This is a genomic window from Wenjunlia tyrosinilytica, assembly GCF_014646055.1.
GTDB lineage: Bacteria > Actinomycetota > Actinomycetes > Streptomycetales > Streptomycetaceae > Wenjunlia > Wenjunlia tyrosinilytica.
In genome coordinates this window covers 89,046-104,117 of sequence record NZ_BMMS01000002.1, presented here as the reverse complement: position 1 = coordinate 104,117, position 15,072 = coordinate 89,046, and the positions used below count along the sequence as shown (strand labels likewise).

The 15,072-nt window shown below is 70.2% G+C and carries 15 protein-coding genes; 10 read left to right on the top strand and 5 right to left on the bottom strand.

The features are described 5' to 3' along the window. Positions 1-223: 223 nt before the first annotated feature. From sufD to IEY86_RS02720, 6 genes are all read left to right on the top strand, one after another. The gene (gene sufD, locus IEY86_RS02745) at positions 224-1,465 is read left to right on the top strand and encodes a Fe-S cluster assembly protein SufD (RefSeq protein ID WP_189129845.1); all 1,242 of its coding nucleotides are present in this window, start codon (positions 224-226) and stop codon (positions 1,463-1,465) included. Further along, positions 1,462-1,800 (top strand): non-heme iron oxygenase ferredoxin subunit, encoded by a 339-nt coding sequence (locus IEY86_RS02740; protein ID WP_189129844.1) that lies wholly within the window; start codon positions 1,462-1,464, stop codon positions 1,798-1,800. Before sufD ends, IEY86_RS02740 begins: the two co-directional genes overlap by 4 nt. Positions 1,801-1,807: 7 nt before the next feature. Then, positions 1,808-2,572 (top strand): Fe-S cluster assembly ATPase SufC, encoded by a 765-nt coding sequence (sufC, locus tag IEY86_RS02735; protein WP_189129843.1) that lies wholly within the window; start codon positions 1,808-1,810, stop codon positions 2,570-2,572. 154 nt (positions 2,573-2,726) lie between these two features. After that, positions 2,727-3,983 (top strand): cysteine desulfurase, encoded by a 1,257-nt coding sequence (locus tag IEY86_RS02730; RefSeq protein ID WP_189129842.1) that lies wholly within the window; start codon positions 2,727-2,729, stop codon positions 3,981-3,983. Between the two features lie 19 nt (positions 3,984-4,002). Further along, positions 4,003-4,473: a Fe-S cluster assembly sulfur transfer protein SufU gene (sufU, locus tag IEY86_RS02725; protein WP_189129841.1), complete on the top strand. Its 471-nt coding sequence runs from the start codon at positions 4,003-4,005 to the stop codon at positions 4,471-4,473. Further along, entirely contained in the window at positions 4,470-4,817 is a 348-nt protein-coding gene (locus tag IEY86_RS02720) for a metal-sulfur cluster assembly factor (RefSeq protein ID WP_189129840.1), read from the top strand. The genes sufU and IEY86_RS02720 overlap by 4 nt, the downstream gene beginning before the upstream one ends. 143 nt (positions 4,818-4,960) lie before the next feature. Here the strand turns inward: IEY86_RS02720 and IEY86_RS02715 are convergent, their stop codons facing one another. Further along, a complete protein-coding gene (locus IEY86_RS02715) occupies positions 4,961-5,626 on the bottom strand; it encodes a zf-HC2 domain-containing protein (RefSeq protein ID WP_189129839.1) in 666 nt (221 codons plus the stop codon). After that, entirely contained in the window at positions 5,619-6,260 is a 642-nt protein-coding gene (locus tag IEY86_RS02710) for an RNA polymerase sigma factor (RefSeq protein ID WP_189129838.1), read from the bottom strand. The genes IEY86_RS02715 and IEY86_RS02710 overlap by 8 nt, the downstream gene beginning before the upstream one ends. 234 nt (positions 6,261-6,494) lie before the next feature. On the opposite strand from IEY86_RS02710, the gene IEY86_RS02705 reads away from it, so the two are divergent. Beyond that, entirely contained in the window at positions 6,495-6,983 is a 489-nt protein-coding gene (locus IEY86_RS02705; RefSeq protein WP_189129837.1) for a copper-binding protein, read from the top strand. Further along, complete coding sequence (locus IEY86_RS02700) at positions 6,973-7,482, top strand: hypothetical protein (protein WP_189129836.1); 510 nt, start codon at positions 6,973-6,975, stop codon at positions 7,480-7,482. The genes IEY86_RS02705 and IEY86_RS02700 overlap by 11 nt, the downstream gene beginning before the upstream one ends. Here the strand turns inward: IEY86_RS02700 and IEY86_RS02695 are convergent. Continuing rightward, positions 7,412-9,250: a DUF8508 domain-containing protein gene (locus IEY86_RS02695; RefSeq protein WP_189129835.1), complete on the bottom strand. Its 1,839-nt coding sequence runs from the start codon at positions 9,248-9,250 to the stop codon at positions 7,412-7,414. The two genes, IEY86_RS02700 and IEY86_RS02695, sit on opposite strands and share 71 nt — an antisense overlap. Before the next feature lie 223 nt (positions 9,251-9,473). Here IEY86_RS02695 and IEY86_RS02690 point away from each other — a divergent pair, with 223 nt between their 5' ends. Together IEY86_RS02690 and IEY86_RS02685 are read left to right on the top strand one after the other, a co-directional pair. After that, positions 9,474-11,078: a hypothetical protein gene (locus IEY86_RS02690; RefSeq protein ID WP_229698105.1), complete on the top strand. Its 1,605-nt coding sequence runs from the start codon at positions 9,474-9,476 to the stop codon at positions 11,076-11,078. Between the two features lie 146 nt (positions 11,079-11,224). Then, positions 11,225-12,670 (top strand): alkaline phosphatase PhoX, encoded by a 1,446-nt coding sequence (locus IEY86_RS02685; RefSeq protein ID WP_189129834.1) that lies wholly within the window; start codon positions 11,225-11,227, stop codon positions 12,668-12,670. Between the two features lie 58 nt (positions 12,671-12,728). Here IEY86_RS02685 and IEY86_RS02680 read toward each other — a convergent pair whose 3' ends face one another. After that, the gene (locus IEY86_RS02680) at positions 12,729-14,030 is read right to left on the bottom strand and encodes a TerD family protein (RefSeq protein WP_189130046.1); all 1,302 of its coding nucleotides are present in this window, start codon (positions 14,028-14,030) and stop codon (positions 12,729-12,731) included. Positions 14,031-14,068: 38 nt separating this feature from the next. Continuing rightward, complete coding sequence (locus IEY86_RS02675; protein WP_189129833.1) at positions 14,069-14,866, bottom strand: NAD-dependent epimerase/dehydratase family protein; 798 nt, start codon at positions 14,864-14,866, stop codon at positions 14,069-14,071. Positions 14,867-15,072 lie beyond the last annotated feature (206 nt).

Below are 15,072 nucleotides of genomic sequence, written 5' to 3'. Positions count from 1 at the left end.
CCGGGCGAGCCGAGCGGTCGGCCGAGCGAGAGCGCGAGGCCGTCCGCGAGGCCGCGGGGCGGGCCGCCCCCAAGGGGAGGCGGCCGACGCCACCGCCCTTCACGGGCGAACCCGGGCTTTCGGACGAAGGCCTCCCACGAAGGCGAAGACTTCGGACGACCACTCCGGACCAGGACTTCGGACGAAGACCTCAGACACAGAGGAAGCGAGCAGTACGACAGCCATGGCTGAGAACACTCCTGCCGGCAGCACGACAGCCGGGTCGATCGAGGTGGGCACCGCGGGTGCCGGTGCGCAGCTGGCCGGTCCCGGTACCGGGCGCGCCTCCGCTGTTGCCTCCCGCGCCGACCAGCCCGTCGACGCCCGCGTCGGCGCCACGGCGTCCTACGACGTGGCGGACTTCCCGGTGCCGCACGGCCGCGAGGAGGAGTGGCGGTTCACCCCGCTGGAGCGCCTTCGCGGACTGCACGACGGCAGCGCCAAGGCGGACGGCGGCGTCGCCGTCACCGTCGAGGCGCCGCAGGGCGTGGGTGTCGAGACGGTCGGCCGCGACGACGAGCGCGTCGGCCGGTCGGGCATGCCGGTGGACCGGGTGGTGGCGCAGGCGTTCTCCTCGTTCGAGAAGGCCGCCGTCGTATCCATTCCCAAGGAGCAGGTGCTCGCCGAGCCGGTGCGGGTGAAGGTGCACGGCGAGGGCGGCACCGCCTTCGGCCACCTCGTGGTCGAGATCGGCGCCTTCTCCGAGGCGGTCGTGGTGATCGACCACACCGGTGACGCCACGCTGGCGGCCAATGTCGAGTACCTCATCGGCGACGGTGCCAAGCTCACCGTCGTCTCCGTGCAGGACTGGGCCGACACCGCCGTGCACGTCGCCCAGCACACGGCGCTGGTCGGCCGCGACGCGCTGTTCAAGTCGGTCGTCGTCACCTTCGGCGGAGACCTCGTCCGCCTCCACCCGAGGGTCGTCTACGGCGCTCCGGGCGGCGAGGCCGAGCTGTACGGCCTGTTCTTCACCGACGCCGGGCAGCACCAGGAGCACCGCCTCTTCGTCGACCACGACGTGCCGCACTGCCGGTCGAACGTGGCCTACAAGGGCGCGCTCCAGGGCCAGGACGCCCACGCGGTGTGGATCGGCGACGTACTGATCCGTGCCGGGGCCGAGGGCACCGACACCTACGAGCTCAACCGCAACCTCGTCCTCAGCGACGGCGCGCGGGTCGACTCGGTCCCCAACCTGGAGATCGAGACCGGTGAGATCGTCGGCGCCGGCCATGCCTCGGCGACCGGCCGCTTCGACGACGAGCAGCTGTTCTACCTGATGGCGCGCGGCATCCCCGCCGACGAGGCGCGCCGCCTGGTCGTGCGCGGCTTCTTCGCCGAGCTCGTCCAGCAGATCGGCGTCGAGGACGTCGAGGAGCGCCTGCTGGCCAAGATCGACGCCGAGCTGGAGGCATCCGTCGCATGACCAACGCCGCTGATGGCTTCGTCCGCGTCTGCGCGCTGAGCGAGCTCGAGGAGGACACCCCCAGGCGGGTGGAGCTCGACGGCACGCCGGTGGCGATCGTGCGCACGTCCGAGTCGGGCGAGGTGTTCGCCATCAACGACATCTGCTCGCACGCCAACGTCTCCCTGTCGGAGGGCGAGGTGGAGGACTGCCACGTCGAGTGCTGGCTGCACGGCTCCATGTTCGACCTGCGCACCGGCAAGCCGACCGGGCTGCCCGCCACCCGGCCAGTCCCCGTTTACCCCGTCAAGATCGAAGGGGACGAGGTTCTCGTCTCCGTCACCCAGGAGTCCTGAGTTCCCCATGGCAACGCTTGAGATCCACGACCTGCACGTCTCCGTCGAGACCGAGAACGGCCCCCGGGAGATCCTGCGCGGCGTCGACCTGACCGTGAAGCAGGGCGAGACCCACGCGATCATGGGTCCGAACGGCTCCGGCAAGTCGACCCTGGCCTACTCGCTGGCCGGTCACCCCAAGTACACCGTCACCAGCGGCACCGTCACCCTCGACGGTGAGGACGTGCTGGCGATGACCGTCGACGAGCGCGCCCGCGCCGGTGTCTTCCTCGCCATGCAGTACCCGGTCGAGGTCCCCGGTGTGTCGGTGTCCAACTTCCTGCGCACCTCCGCCACCGCCATCCGCGGTGAGGCCCCCAAGCTGCGTACCTGGGTCAAGGAGGTCAAGGGAGCGATGGAGCGGCTGTCCATCGACCCCGCCTTCGCGGAGCGCAACGTCAACGAGGGCTTCTCCGGCGGTGAGAAGAAGCGCCACGAGATCCTTCAGCTCGAGCTGCTGAAGCCCAGGATCGCGATCCTCGACGAGACCGACTCCGGCCTCGACGTGGACGCCCTGCGGGTGGTCTCCGAGGGTGTGAACCGTGTCGCCGAGTCCGGCGAGGTCGGCACCCTGCTGATCACTCACTACACGCGCATCCTGCGCTACATCAAGCCCGACCACGTCCACGTGTTCGCGAACGGCCGCATCGCCGAGTCCGGCGGCCCGGAGCTCGCCGACAAGCTGGAGAACGAGGGCTACGAGGCCTATGTGAAGGGCGGCGCCACAGCGTGAGCGGCGTACACGAGGCTGCCCATCCGGCAGACAACCGGCGAGCCGCAGCTTCGCCGAGTGGGCGGAGAAGCGAACGAAGGGGATGCAGCGTGAGCGACGTGAGTGACGTGGGCGACGGTCGACTGGGTGTGGAAGTGAACGGAGGGGATGGAGCGTGACACAGCTGCAGGGCCTCCTCGACACCGAGGCGATCCGCAAGGACTTCCCGATCCTGGACCGCCTGGTCCACGACGGGAAGAAGATCGTGTACCTGGACAACGCGGCGACCTCGCAGAAGCCGCGCCAGGTCCTCGACGCGCTGAACGAGTACTACGAGCGGCACAACGCCAATGTCCACCGCGGTGTGCACGTGCTCGCCGAGGAGGCCACGGCGCTGTACGAGGGCGCGCGCGACAAGGTCGCCGCGTTCATCAACGCGCCGAGCCGCGACGAGGTGATCTTCACCAAGAACGCCTCCGAGTCGCTCAACCTCGTGGCGAACATGCTCGGCTGGGCCGATGAGCCGTACCGGGTCGACCGGGACACTGAGATCGTCATCACGGAGATGGAGCACCACTCCAACATCGTGCCGTGGCAGCTGCTCGCGCAGCGCACGGGCGCGAAGCTGAAGTGGTTCGGGCTCACCGACGACGGCCGTCTGGACATCTCCAACATCGACCGGGTCATCACGGAGAAGACCAAGATCGTCTCCTTTGTCCTGGTGTCCAACATCCTCGGCACGGTCAACCCCGTCGAGGAGATAGTCCGCCGGGCGCAGGACGTCGGGGCCCTGGTCCTGATCGACGCGTCCCAGGCGGCACCGCACATGGTGCTGGACGTCCAGTCGCTGGGCGCGGACTTCGTCGCGTTCACCGGCCACAAGATGTGCGGGCCGACCGGCATCGGTGTGCTGTGGGGCCGCCAGGAGCTCCTGGAGGACCTGCCGCCGTTCCTCGGTGGCGGCGAGATGATCGAGACGGTCTCGATGCACTCGTCCACGTACGCCCCGGCGCCGCACAAGTTCGAGGCGGGCACACCGCCGATCGCCCAGGCGGTCGGGCTCGGCGCGGCCGTGGACTACCTGTCCTCCCTGGGCATGGACAGCATCGCCGCCCATGAGCACGCCATCACCGAGTACGCGGTGAAGCGGCTCCTGGAGGTGCCCGACCTGCGGATCATCGGCCCGGGCACGGCCGAGGACCGGGGCGCCGCGATCTCGTTCACCCTCGGCGACATCCACCCGCACGATGTGGGGCAGGTGCTCGACGAGCAGGGCATCGCGGTCCGGGTCGGCCACCACTGCGCCAGGCCCGTCTGCCTGCGGTACGGAATTCCCGCGACCACCAGGGCGTCGTTCTATCTGTACTCCACCCCGGCCGAGGTCGACGCCTTGATCGACGGTCTGGAGCACGTCCGGAACTTCTTCGGGTGACGAGGGCGCTGAGGGCACTGTGAAGCTGGATTCGATGTACCAGGACATCATCCTGGACCATTACCGCCACCCTCACGGCAAGGGCCTGCGGGACGGCGACGCCGAGGTGCACCACGTCAATCCGACGTGCGGCGACGAGATCACCCTGCGGGTGAAGCTCGACGGCGAGAAGGTCGTGGACATCAGCTACGAGTCGCAGGGCTGCTCGATCAGCCAGGCCAGCGCCTCCGTGCTCAACGACCTCGTCGTCGGCCAGTCGGTCGACGAGGCGATGAAGGTCCAGGAGACCTTCCTGGAACTGATGCAGAGCAAGGGCCGGCTCGAGCCGGACGAGGCGATGGAGGAGGTCCTCGAGGACGCGGTCGCGTTCGCCGGGGTCTCCAAGTACCCGGCGCGCGTGAAGTGCGCCCTGCTGAGCTGGATGGCCTGGAAGGACGCGACGGCGAAGGCGCTGTCCGAGGCCCCGGTGCCCAACGAGGAGGGCGCATGAGCGAGAACACGGTAATCGAGGGCACGTCGCTGGGAAGCGCCTCCATCGAGGACCTCACCGAGGCCCTGATGGACGTCGTCGACCCCGAACTGGGCATCGACGTCGTCAATCTGGGCCTGATCTACGGCCTCCACGTGGACGAGTCCAATGTGGCGACCGTGGACATGACCCTGACCTCGGCGGCCTGCCCGCTGACGGACGTGATCGAGGACCAGGCGAAGTCCGCCACCGAGGGACTGGTCTCCGATCTGAAGATCAACTGGGTCTGGATGCCGCCGTGGGGCCCTGACAAGATCACGGACGAGGGCCGCGAGCAGCTGCGCGCGCTGGGCTTCAACGTCTGATCGTCCGACTCCCAGGTCCCAGCCCCTGAACGTGCCCCTGCCGGCATGTGGAGCGACACGGCCGTGCCCACCGGTGACAACTGGTGGGCACGGCCGTTTCCCCGGCCCTCACTCCTCCCTGCGCGCGCCGCTGCGTGGGCCCGCTACGTCTTCGGGAAGTGGGCCGTGGCCAGGACCGAGCCGTCGGCGGCGAGCAGGCGGGCGCCGGAGAGGTCGGAGGGGTTCGAGTGCGAGGGGGCGGCCCAGTAGCCGTAGCCGTCCTTCATCGTGAACGAGCCGGCGTTCACCGTCGAGCCGTCGTGGTGGATCAGCTGGCAGGTGACCTTGCCCGAGGAGCCGTCGTCGAAGTCGACGTGCATGTACACCCAGCCGGGAGACCCGGGGTGGGCGAAGATCTCGCCCACCTGGTGGGCGCCCTTGGTCAGGTGCGCGCTCACCAGCGCGCTTTGCGAGGTGGCGGCCGGCTGGTCGAGGACCGTTGTGGCCAGGGTCCAGCCGCCGAAGCCCAGGGCGATCGCCGCGGCGGCCGCCACGGCCGCGAAGGCCATGCGGAAGCGCCGGCGGGCGGAGCGGCGCGCAGGGACATTGAGGCCGGCCAGCACCCGGCTCTCGAAGCCGACGGGAGGCTCGGTGCCCGGCAGCAGGCCGAGCAGGCCGTCGCCGATGAGGGTCATCTGCTCGATCTCCTCACGGCAGGCCGGGCAGTGGTCCAGGTGAGCTATCGCCAGGGCACGCTCCCGACCCGGCAGAACGCCCAGCGCCAGCTCGGCACCGAGGTCGCGCACTTCCGCGCAGGTCAGGTCATTCATGGTCGGCTCGCTCGGTTCGTTCGGTTTCGGTTCGTTCGGCTCTTTCGGCTCGTTCGGTTCGTTCGGCTCGTTCGGCTCGTTCGGGTTCCAGGGTCGTCCGCAGCTTTCCCATCGCCGCTCTGATGCGGGTCTTCGCCGTCCCGAGAGGGATCTGCTCGAGTTCGGCGACCTGCCTGGCGGTCATGCCGTAGATCCCCGCCATGACCAGAGCCCGGGCCTGCTCGCGGGGGAGCGTGCCCAGTGCGGAGCGCAGTCTCTCGGACGCCTCACCGCTGATCGCCCGCTGCTCCGGGGTCTCGGTGACGATGTCCACCAGCGTCGTGAGGTCCTCCGGATCCACGGGGGTGGGACGGCGGGCGCGGACGGCGTCGATCGCCAGGTTGTGCGCGATCGTGGTCAGCCAGGTCTTCACCGAGCCGCGCCGGGGGTCGTACACCTGCGCGTGCCGCCAGGCCCGTTCGAAGGTCTGCTGGGCCACGTCCTCGGCGAGCTGCGGATCGCTGACGACCGCGATGGCCACGCCGAAGACCGTGCGCTGGAACCGGCGCACGAAGGCCACGGCGATCTCCGGATCGCCTGTCGAGAGCCCGGCGAGCAGCGCCTCGTCAGCGGCGCGTCCGAGGGGGAGACCCATCCTCTGCACACCTGTACATACGGCCGGTCCCGTCGAAGGGATTGCTCCATGCGGGAGCGCCTCCATTGTCGCGCGCCGGACGGCCCCACGCACGGGACGGCCCCACGCCCTGGACGACCCTGCGTGCCGGACAGTCCTGCGCGCCGGACGGCCCCGACGCGCGGGCAATCCCTTCGCGGCGGTGGCCCGTACCTACTCCAGAACCACACCACCGACAGCGCGGAGGGCCGAGCCATGGCAAGGGCAGTCGTCAAGCGGAACGCCATCGGCGTCGGCCTGGGCGCGGCGGCGCTGGCGGCAGCGGCCGTCGTGGCGGGCTGCGGCAGCTCCGGAGGTGGCGGCGGCTCGTCGTCCACGCCGTCGCACAGCGCCTCGTCGGGGACGGCAGGGGGGACCCAGGTCCAGGCGAAGCTGACCGATTTCCATGTGGCGCTGTCGCAGATGTCGTTCAAGCCCGGCACCTATACCTTCGTGGCAAGCAACCAGGGGCAGCGGGTCCACTCGCTGGAGATCGAGGGCCAGGGCGCCGAGCCGCGGCTGAAGGCAACGCTCCAGCCCGGCCAGTCCGGCACGGTCAAGATCACCCTGAAGAGCGGGCACTACGTGGTGTACTGCCCGGTCGACGGTCACAAGAAGCTGGGGATGAAGATGGACATCACCGTCGGTGGCGGCGGTGGCACCAGCCCCAGCGGCACCGGCTCGTCCAAGAGCAATGGCTACTGACCGGGCCGTCGCGCTCCTCGTCCTGCGGGTCGCGGGGGCGGGCCTGCTGCTGACGATGGGCGCGATCCACCTCTACCTGTGGAGCGACGGGTACCGGGATCTGGCCAAAATCGGTGTGCTCTTCCTCCTCAACGCCATCGGCGCCGGGGTGCTGGGCCTCGCGGTGCTGGCCTCGCCCACGAGGTACCTGGGCGTACCGGCGGTTCTGGGGTCGCTGTTCACGCTCGGCACGCTCGCCGGGCTGGTGGTCAGCCTCACCTCGGGCCTGTTCGGGTTCCAGGAGGTCATCGGGGCGCCCTGGGTGCGGACGACGATCTGGGTCGAGTCCGCGGGGGTGCTGGTCCTCGCGGGACTGGCCGTCCTCGCGTTCGCCGGGGCGGGGAGACCGGGGAGGCGCCAGGGCTGGGGGCGCCTCCCCTCGGGCTCCGCTACGAGCGGGGGTGGATCCGCACAACCTGTGGGTCATGGTCACTGGCCTGGTCGGCGAACTCCGCGTTGATGTGCACGACGTCGTAGTCGTAGTTCCTGATGCCCGGGCTGGTCAGGATGTGGTCGAGCGTCTGCGAGTTGCCGTTGAAGACGTACGAGTAGCGCTCGCGCCGGGGCAGTTCGTCGACGAGGTCGACCAGGGTGTCGTCGCCGGTGAGTGTCCGCAGGGCCGGGGAGAAGGAGTAGTCGTTGAAGTCGCCGGCCGCGACCACGTTGGCCCGCGGGTCGATGTCGAGCAGCTTGCCCACGAACGCGTTGACGGCGATGGCCTGCTGGACGCGCTGGGTCTCCGAGGAGCGGACCGGCGGCTGGAAGCGGCTGTCCAGGCTCTGGTCGCCGCCCTTGGAGTTGAAGTGGTTGGCGATGACGAAGACCGTGCGGCCGCGGAAGGAGAACTCGCCGACGAGCGGCTTGCGGCTGCTGTTCCAGGCCGAGTTGGCGGGGTCGATCCGGCCGGGGGAGGCCGACAGGGCCGCCTCGCCGTCGTTGTCCACGACCTGGACCGCGGTCGTGGAGTCGCCGCCGGGGCGGTCGGTGAAGGAGACCCGCTCGGGGTTGAACAGGAACGCCACCCGGATGTTGCCGCCCGGCTGGCCGCCGTCCTGGTCGTCCACGGGGTTGATCTGGCGCCACTCGTAGGCCGGGCCGCCCGCCGCCTTCACCGCGTCGGTGAACTTCTTCAGCGTCTCCTCGGCGGAGACCACGGAGTCGTTCGTCGGGCCGTTGTCGTCCTGGATCTCCTCCAGGGTCACGATGTCGGGGGAGGCGAGGTTGCCGACGACGGCCTTGGCGAGGCGGTCGAACTTCTCCTGGCTGTCCTTGGGGGAGAGGTTCTCGACGTTGTAGGTGCCCACGGAGAGCTCGCCGCGCTTCTGGGCGCGTGTCCGCTCCGGCTCCAGCCCGTTGTCCCGCCGCTCGCCGAGGGCCGTCGCCTCGAGCACGTAGCCGCCGAACTGGTCGTAGTCGAGTGGGCCCGCCGTGGTGCCCTCGAGCACATCGCCCACGTTGGCCTCGGGGAACGGGCGCTCGGCGAACGGGATGAGCGAGACGACCTTGAGGCGGCCGGTGTTCTGGTCGTCGTACGAGCTGTAGAGGGTGCCACCGCGCTCGGTGCGGTTCTCCCGCGGCTTGGAGGTGACCCACACCTCGTGGAACGAGGTCGTCGGCCCCACCACTCGGCTGTCGCAGACCTGGACGCGCATGCCCTCCAGCGACTCGTACAGGTCCATGGCGTAGGAGCGCGGACGCAGCGGCAGCGGCTCGATGCTGCCGCCGCCCGCCTGGGGGATGTAGCGGTCGGGGACACTGCGCGGGTCGAGGGTGAACGCCTCGGGCAGGGTATTGCCGCCGGAGCGCACCGTCCAGGTGGCCTTGCTCAGTTCGGTCAGCGACTGGCCGCCCGCGGAGGCTCCGCCCGGGTAGAACTCGCTGACAGTGCCGGCGACCACCACGTCGTCGCCCACGGCGACGGCCGGCGTGGTCGAGCCGGTGAAGACGAAGATCCCCTCGCTGGTGGCGGGGTCAGCGTCGGGGGCGGTGTCCTGCATCCAGAAGCCGCGGGCCGAGCCGAAGGCGCGGACGGCGGTGACGGTGCCGGAGACGCCGGTCACCTGCTTGCCCGCGAGCGGCGAGACACGGGTGCTGCCCTGGATGTCGTGGATGCGGACATCGGCGGCGGCAGCGCTGCTGGGCGATGCCAGCAGCCCGGCGGCGAGCGCGGCGGCCGCGAGAGCGGCGACGGTCGCTGGTCTGCGCAGGCCAGAGGTGTGAGACGGCACGTTCCCCCCAATGGATTCGTTCGGCTGCGGTGGATTTCTAGTGGCCCAACATTTCCGGCAGATGGACACCGGGTTTTCTACGCGCGTCAATTTCCTGTGGCGTCAAGGCACTTGTCAATAGCCGTGGCCAGAACCCTCACCGCATACGGCCGACCGCGGCCGCGTCCGGCGTGCCAGCACTAGGCTGGGCGGCTGTCACCCCCCGTAGAGGAGAACCTCACAGATGGCTGATGGTCCCGGGCACGACGACGACGTCACCGCCATGCCGCCCGTGCGGCTGCTGCCGCAGGACGTACTGGCCCGGCTGGCGATGGAGTCCCCCCTCTTCGACACGGCCGTGCGGCTCGCCAGGTGGATCGCGCCCCGCCGCCCCGTCACCGAGGACGGCGTGCTCGAACTCGGTGACGCGCGCCGTGCCGTCCGCGAGCTCGAACTGCTCCCCGAGGCCGAACGGGAGTCCGTCCTCGGCAAGTTGAGCGGTGCCGAGGAGCTGGAGGAGCTCGACCTGCCCTGGTCGATCGCCGAGGAACTGGGGCTGATCGACATCGACGACGACACCGCCGAGCCGGGCGGAGCGCTGACCGCCGTCGACCGGGGGAGCACCGAGGACCTGCTGGAGCTGTGGTGGGACGCGGCCGAGGTGGTCGTCGCCGACGCCTGCCTGCCCGGCCCGGAAGCGCTGATGGCCGCCGCGGAGGGCGACGAGGACGAGGAGTTCGAGCTCGGGGCCGAGGCGGAACTGCTGTACGCCGCCCTGGAGAACCTCTATCTGATCGCGGCCCTCGAACCCGAGCCCGACGGCGGTGGCCCTGACGGTGGAGGCCCTGACGGTGGAGGCCATGTCGGCGGTGGCTGCGTCGGCGGGAGCCATGACGGCCGGCACCATGAAGGCGGTGGCCAGGCGGTGCCGCTGCCCGTGCTCGCCGCCTCCATGGTCGTGCCGGACGACATGGACTCGCCCACCGACGAGGCGCTGGAAGAGGTCTCGTCGCTGATGATGGAGCTCGACGCGGTGCTCCAACTCGTCATCGGCACCGGAGTCGTGGACTACCAGCCGGTCGACCCGGCGCTCGTCGCCGAGGACGAGGACGGGACGCTGCCGGGGGAATCCGGGGAGTCCGGGGAGTACGGCGAGGAACCCGACGACGCCGACGTCACCCGCTACGGCATGGTGCGCCTGACCCCCCTGGGCATCTACGGGGTGCGCCGCCGACTGCTCGCCACGGGTGTCGTCGCCCCGGCCCTCGGCGAACTCGCGGGCGCGCGGCCAGGTGAACTGCTGGACGCCATGGCCTTCTACCCCGACTCCTCCGCCCGGCTGGAGGCACAGGGATGGCTGGAGGGCCGTGAACCGCTCGAGGCCGCCCGTGAGCTGCTGGCCGCCTGCCGCGGCGACGAACCGCACGCCCCGCTGAGGCGACTGTACTGCCAGCAGGTCCTGGCGCTGCTCGGCCCGAAGGGGGACCCCGCGCTGCGTGAGGTGCTGGACGACCGGCACCTCGGTGGCCTGGCCAGGGTGCGCCTCGTCGAGCACGGGGCCGCGGATGTACCGGAGCCCTCGGAGGAGATGGTCTTCTGGCTCACCGTGGACACCCTGGCCGCGCAACTCGCCGACGACGACGAGGAACTGCTCGCCGAGTTGGTGCGCGGCATCCCGGTACGGGAGCAGCCGGACTCGTTCTTCACCGCCGCCTGGCAGGTGGACCACCCGGCCACGGCCGAGGTGCTGGAGGCGCTGGGCAGGCTGCACCCGGACCGTGCGGTCGCCAAGGAGGCCCGGAAGGCGGCGTTCAAGGCGCGCTCCCGTTCGGGCGCACAGGAGGAGTAGCGTTCGGCGGACAGAAGTAGCTCGAAACCGGCTCGAAACGTGCCGACCAGTGGTCGCCCACCGTTTACCCCGTGTTCTTCGGGCCTCGGGAGGGTATGCCCGCGTGCGTCAGCACGCATTGATCGGCTTCTTCCGAGGAGACAACGATGCCCTTCACTCGCAGGGACTTCGTCCAGCGTTCGGCGATCACCGGTGCGGGGGTCGTACTGGCAGGCAGCGTGGAGGTGCTGGCGACGGCGCCCGGCGCCCTGGCCGCGAACGCCGACGAGGCGACCGACGCGGCCCTGACCGACCACCACCACGGGCTCGGCTACGGCCCTCTGATCTCCGACCCCGACGGCATCCTCGCGCTGCCGAAGGGGTTCGAGTACCGCATCATCACTCGAACCGGCGTCACCACCCTGGAGTCCGGCGAGTCCACGCCGAGCAACCACGACGGCACCGCCACCTTCGAGGGCCCGCGCGGCGCGACGCTCCTCGTCAACAACCACGAGCTCAGGGGCCCCCGCGCGAACTGGCCCCACCCCGTTCCGCTGATCGACCGCCTGGTCTACGACCCGGCCGCCTCCGGTGGCTGCACGGTCGTCGAGGTCGCCCGCCACGGCGGCCACGTCGCCGAGTGGGTCGGCATAGCCGGCACCTCCACCAACTGCGCGGGCGGCGCCACTCCTTGGAACACCTGGCTGACCTGCGAGGAGAACGAGGACAAGGCCGGCCAGAACGGCATGACCAAGGACCACGGGTACGTCTTCGAGGTGGACCCGCGCGACCGTCGTGCCAACCGCGACCCCAAGCCGATCAAGGCGCTCGGCCGGTACGCGCACGAGGCCGTCGTCGTGGACGAGCGCCGCGGGCACCTCTACCTCACCGAGGACGCCGCGGGCCCCAACGGCCTGTTCTACCGCTGGACCCCGCCGGAGCACTACTGCCACGGCCGAGGCAAGCTGCGCACCCTGGCCGACAACGCCGGTGTGCTCGAGGCGTTCAAGTGCTTCGACTCCGGCGGCCGCTTCGTCGACGACCTCTCGCGGGCCAACGAGATCGGCACCGTCTACGGCGTGGACTGGGTCGAGGTCCCGGACCGGGACGCCAAGTCCGTTCCCACGCGCAAGCAGTTCAAGGACGGCGAGGTCACCCGCTCCCGCAAGCTCGAGGGCATGTGGTGGGGCGACGGCGGCGTCTACGTCGTGGCGTCCTTCGCCCGTGCCGAGAGCCCGGCGCAGCACGACGGCCAGGTGTGGTTCTACAACCCCAAGCGCCGCACCCTGACCCTGAAGGTGCTGCTCGGCGTCAACCCCGACCCGAGCAAGGACGGTGCCTTCGACGGCCCGGACAACATCACCGTCTCCCCCCACGGCGGACTCGTCATCGCCGAGGACGGCGAGGGTGTGCAGCACCTGTTCGGCGCGGTGTCGGACGGGCGCACCTACGCGATCGCCCGTAACGAGCTCAACATCGGCACTGCCGACAAGCCGGAGTTCAGCGAGTTCACCGGTGTGACCTTCTCGCCCGACGGGCGGACGCTGTTCGCCAACATCCAGGAGCCGGGCATCATGCTCGCGATCACCGGTCCCTGGCGCCGTCAGCGGTAGCGGCAGACGCGGTGGCCCCCGCGTCGACCTGGTGGCCGGCGCGGGAGCCTTCGCCTGTCTACAGCGCCGCCGCTCCCGGCTTGATCATGCCGCGCACGGTCTTGGAGTCGACGTACTCGCCGATCGCCGTCATCTGCCACTCGCCGGAGTACTGCCGGATGAGCTTGCACATGATGACGCCGGTGCGGGGTTCGGAGTTGGTCAGGTCGAAGCGCACGAGCTCATTGCCCATGGAGTCGAGGAGCCGGCAGTACGCCTTGGCCACCTCGGTGAACTTCTGGCCGGAGAAGGAGTTCACCACGAAGACCAGGCCGCTGACCTCGGCGGGCACCCGGCCGAGGTCGACGGTGATCACCTCGTCGTCGCCCGCTCCCTCGCCCGTGAGGTTGTCGCCCTGGTGCTGGACGGCGCCGCCGAGGATGGACAGCTTCATGAACCAGGCGTTGTCGACCTTCTTGCGGCGGCCGTCGTAGGCGATGACGGAGGCGTCGAGGTCGATGTTCCGGCCGCCGTAGGCGGGCTCCCAGCCGAGGCCCATCCGGACCACGGAGAGCATGGGGCGGCCCTCCTTGACCAGGGAGACGGTCTCGTTCTTGCGGAGGTTGACCTTGCCCTTGTCGAGGCTGATGACGCCCGGCGAGGGCGCGGCGGCAGAGGGGGGAGCGGGGGCGGCCGGGGCCTGCGGCGCGGGTGCTTGCGGCGCGGGCGGCGGGCTGTACGGCTGCGGCGGAGCGGGCGGTTGGGGAGCGGGCTGCCAGGCAGGGGCCTGGGGTGTCTGAGAGGCCGGGGACTGCCAGGCCGGTGCCTGCGGTGCCTGGGGTGCCTGCGGTGCCGACGGGGGCGGCGGTGCCTGGGGCTGGGGTGCGGGAGCGTCGTCGACCGACACGCCGAAGTCCGTGGCGATGCCCGCCAGCCCCTCGGCGTAGCCCTGGCCGACCGCTCGCAGCTTCCACGCGCCCTGACGCCGGTAGACCTCGACGACCACCAGCGCCCGCTCGGTGTCCAGCTTCGGCGGGGTGAACGAGGCGATGACCGTGCCGTCGTCGGCGTTGCGCACGGTCGCGGTCGGTTCGCTCCCGGCGAACTGGCCCCCGCCGTCCACGCTGGCGGTCACCACGACCTTGTCGATGCCGGCCGGGACGGACCCGGTGTCCACCGTGATCGCGTCGGGCGCCCCCGCGGAGGCGGGACGGTGGGCGACCCCCGGCCCATGGGGCTGGTTGAAGAAGACGAAGTCGGCGTCCGATCGCACCTTCCCAGCGGGGGTGACCAGCAGGCCGGAGACGTCCAGGGCCTTGGGCGCGGTCACCTCCACGATCACTCGGGGAGGAGCGAGCGGGATGTTGGAGCCCGGGGTCATCGTCGTCATGGGCCCCACCGTAATTCCTTGACAAGTCTTTACGGCTCCATGGTGGTGAAATGACCTCCGAGGAGTCGGTGGTCCACGCTGTCGTGGTCCGGCTCGCCGTGCTCGGCGATCATCTTCTCCGCGAAGACCTCGGAGTCGTCCTGGGGTTCGTAGCCCAGTGCCCTGGCCGGCTCCATGTCCCACCAGGCCCTGGTGTTGGCGGACAGTCCGTAGACCACGGTGTGGCCGACGTCCGGCGCGGTGAGCGCGGCGTGCAGCAGGCGGGCGCAGTCGTCGGGGCTCAGCCAGGTGTCGAGCATCCGCACCGAGCGCGGCTCGGGAAAGCAGGAACCGATGCGGATGGAGACGGTCTCGACGCCGTACTTGTCGGCGTAGAGCGAGGCCAGCGCCTCGCCGAACACCTTGGAGACGCCGTAGTAGGTGTCCGGGCGCGGCGCGGTGCCGACGCCCACCTTCTCGGCGGGGTCGGCGGGCCGGGGGGTGAAGCCCACCGCGTGATTGCTCGAGGCGTAGACCACCCGGCGGACGCCCTCGGCGCGGGCGGCCTCGTAGATGCTGTAGGTGCCCTCGATGTTGGAGTCGAGGATCTTCTCGAACGGGGCTTCCAGGGAGATGCCGGCGAGGTGGATGATCGCGTCGACGCCGCGCACCGCGGCGAGCAGCGCGTCGGTGTCCCTGATGTCGGCCGTGATCGCCTCCGGTGCCCCCTCGACCGGTGCGGCGTCGAGGAGCCGCAGCTCGTACCCGTACTGCGGCAGGCGCTCGCGCATGAGGGTGCCTACGCCGCCTGCGGCGCCGGTCAGCAGGACGGTGCGGGGAGCAGTCATGGGCGGGTCTCCTCGGTGGGCTGGATCACATCCATGGATGTAGTTCATATCCATGGACAGCGTAGGGAGTGGCCGGATTGCCGTCAACCCTGCCCTGCCGCCTTGACCACCCGGGCGGCACCGCTTTATCTTGGTTGTGTTCAAGGATGTGTACGCAAGTCATGAATCTAAACATGTTGGCGCGGTGCGTCGACGGATTCGTACCC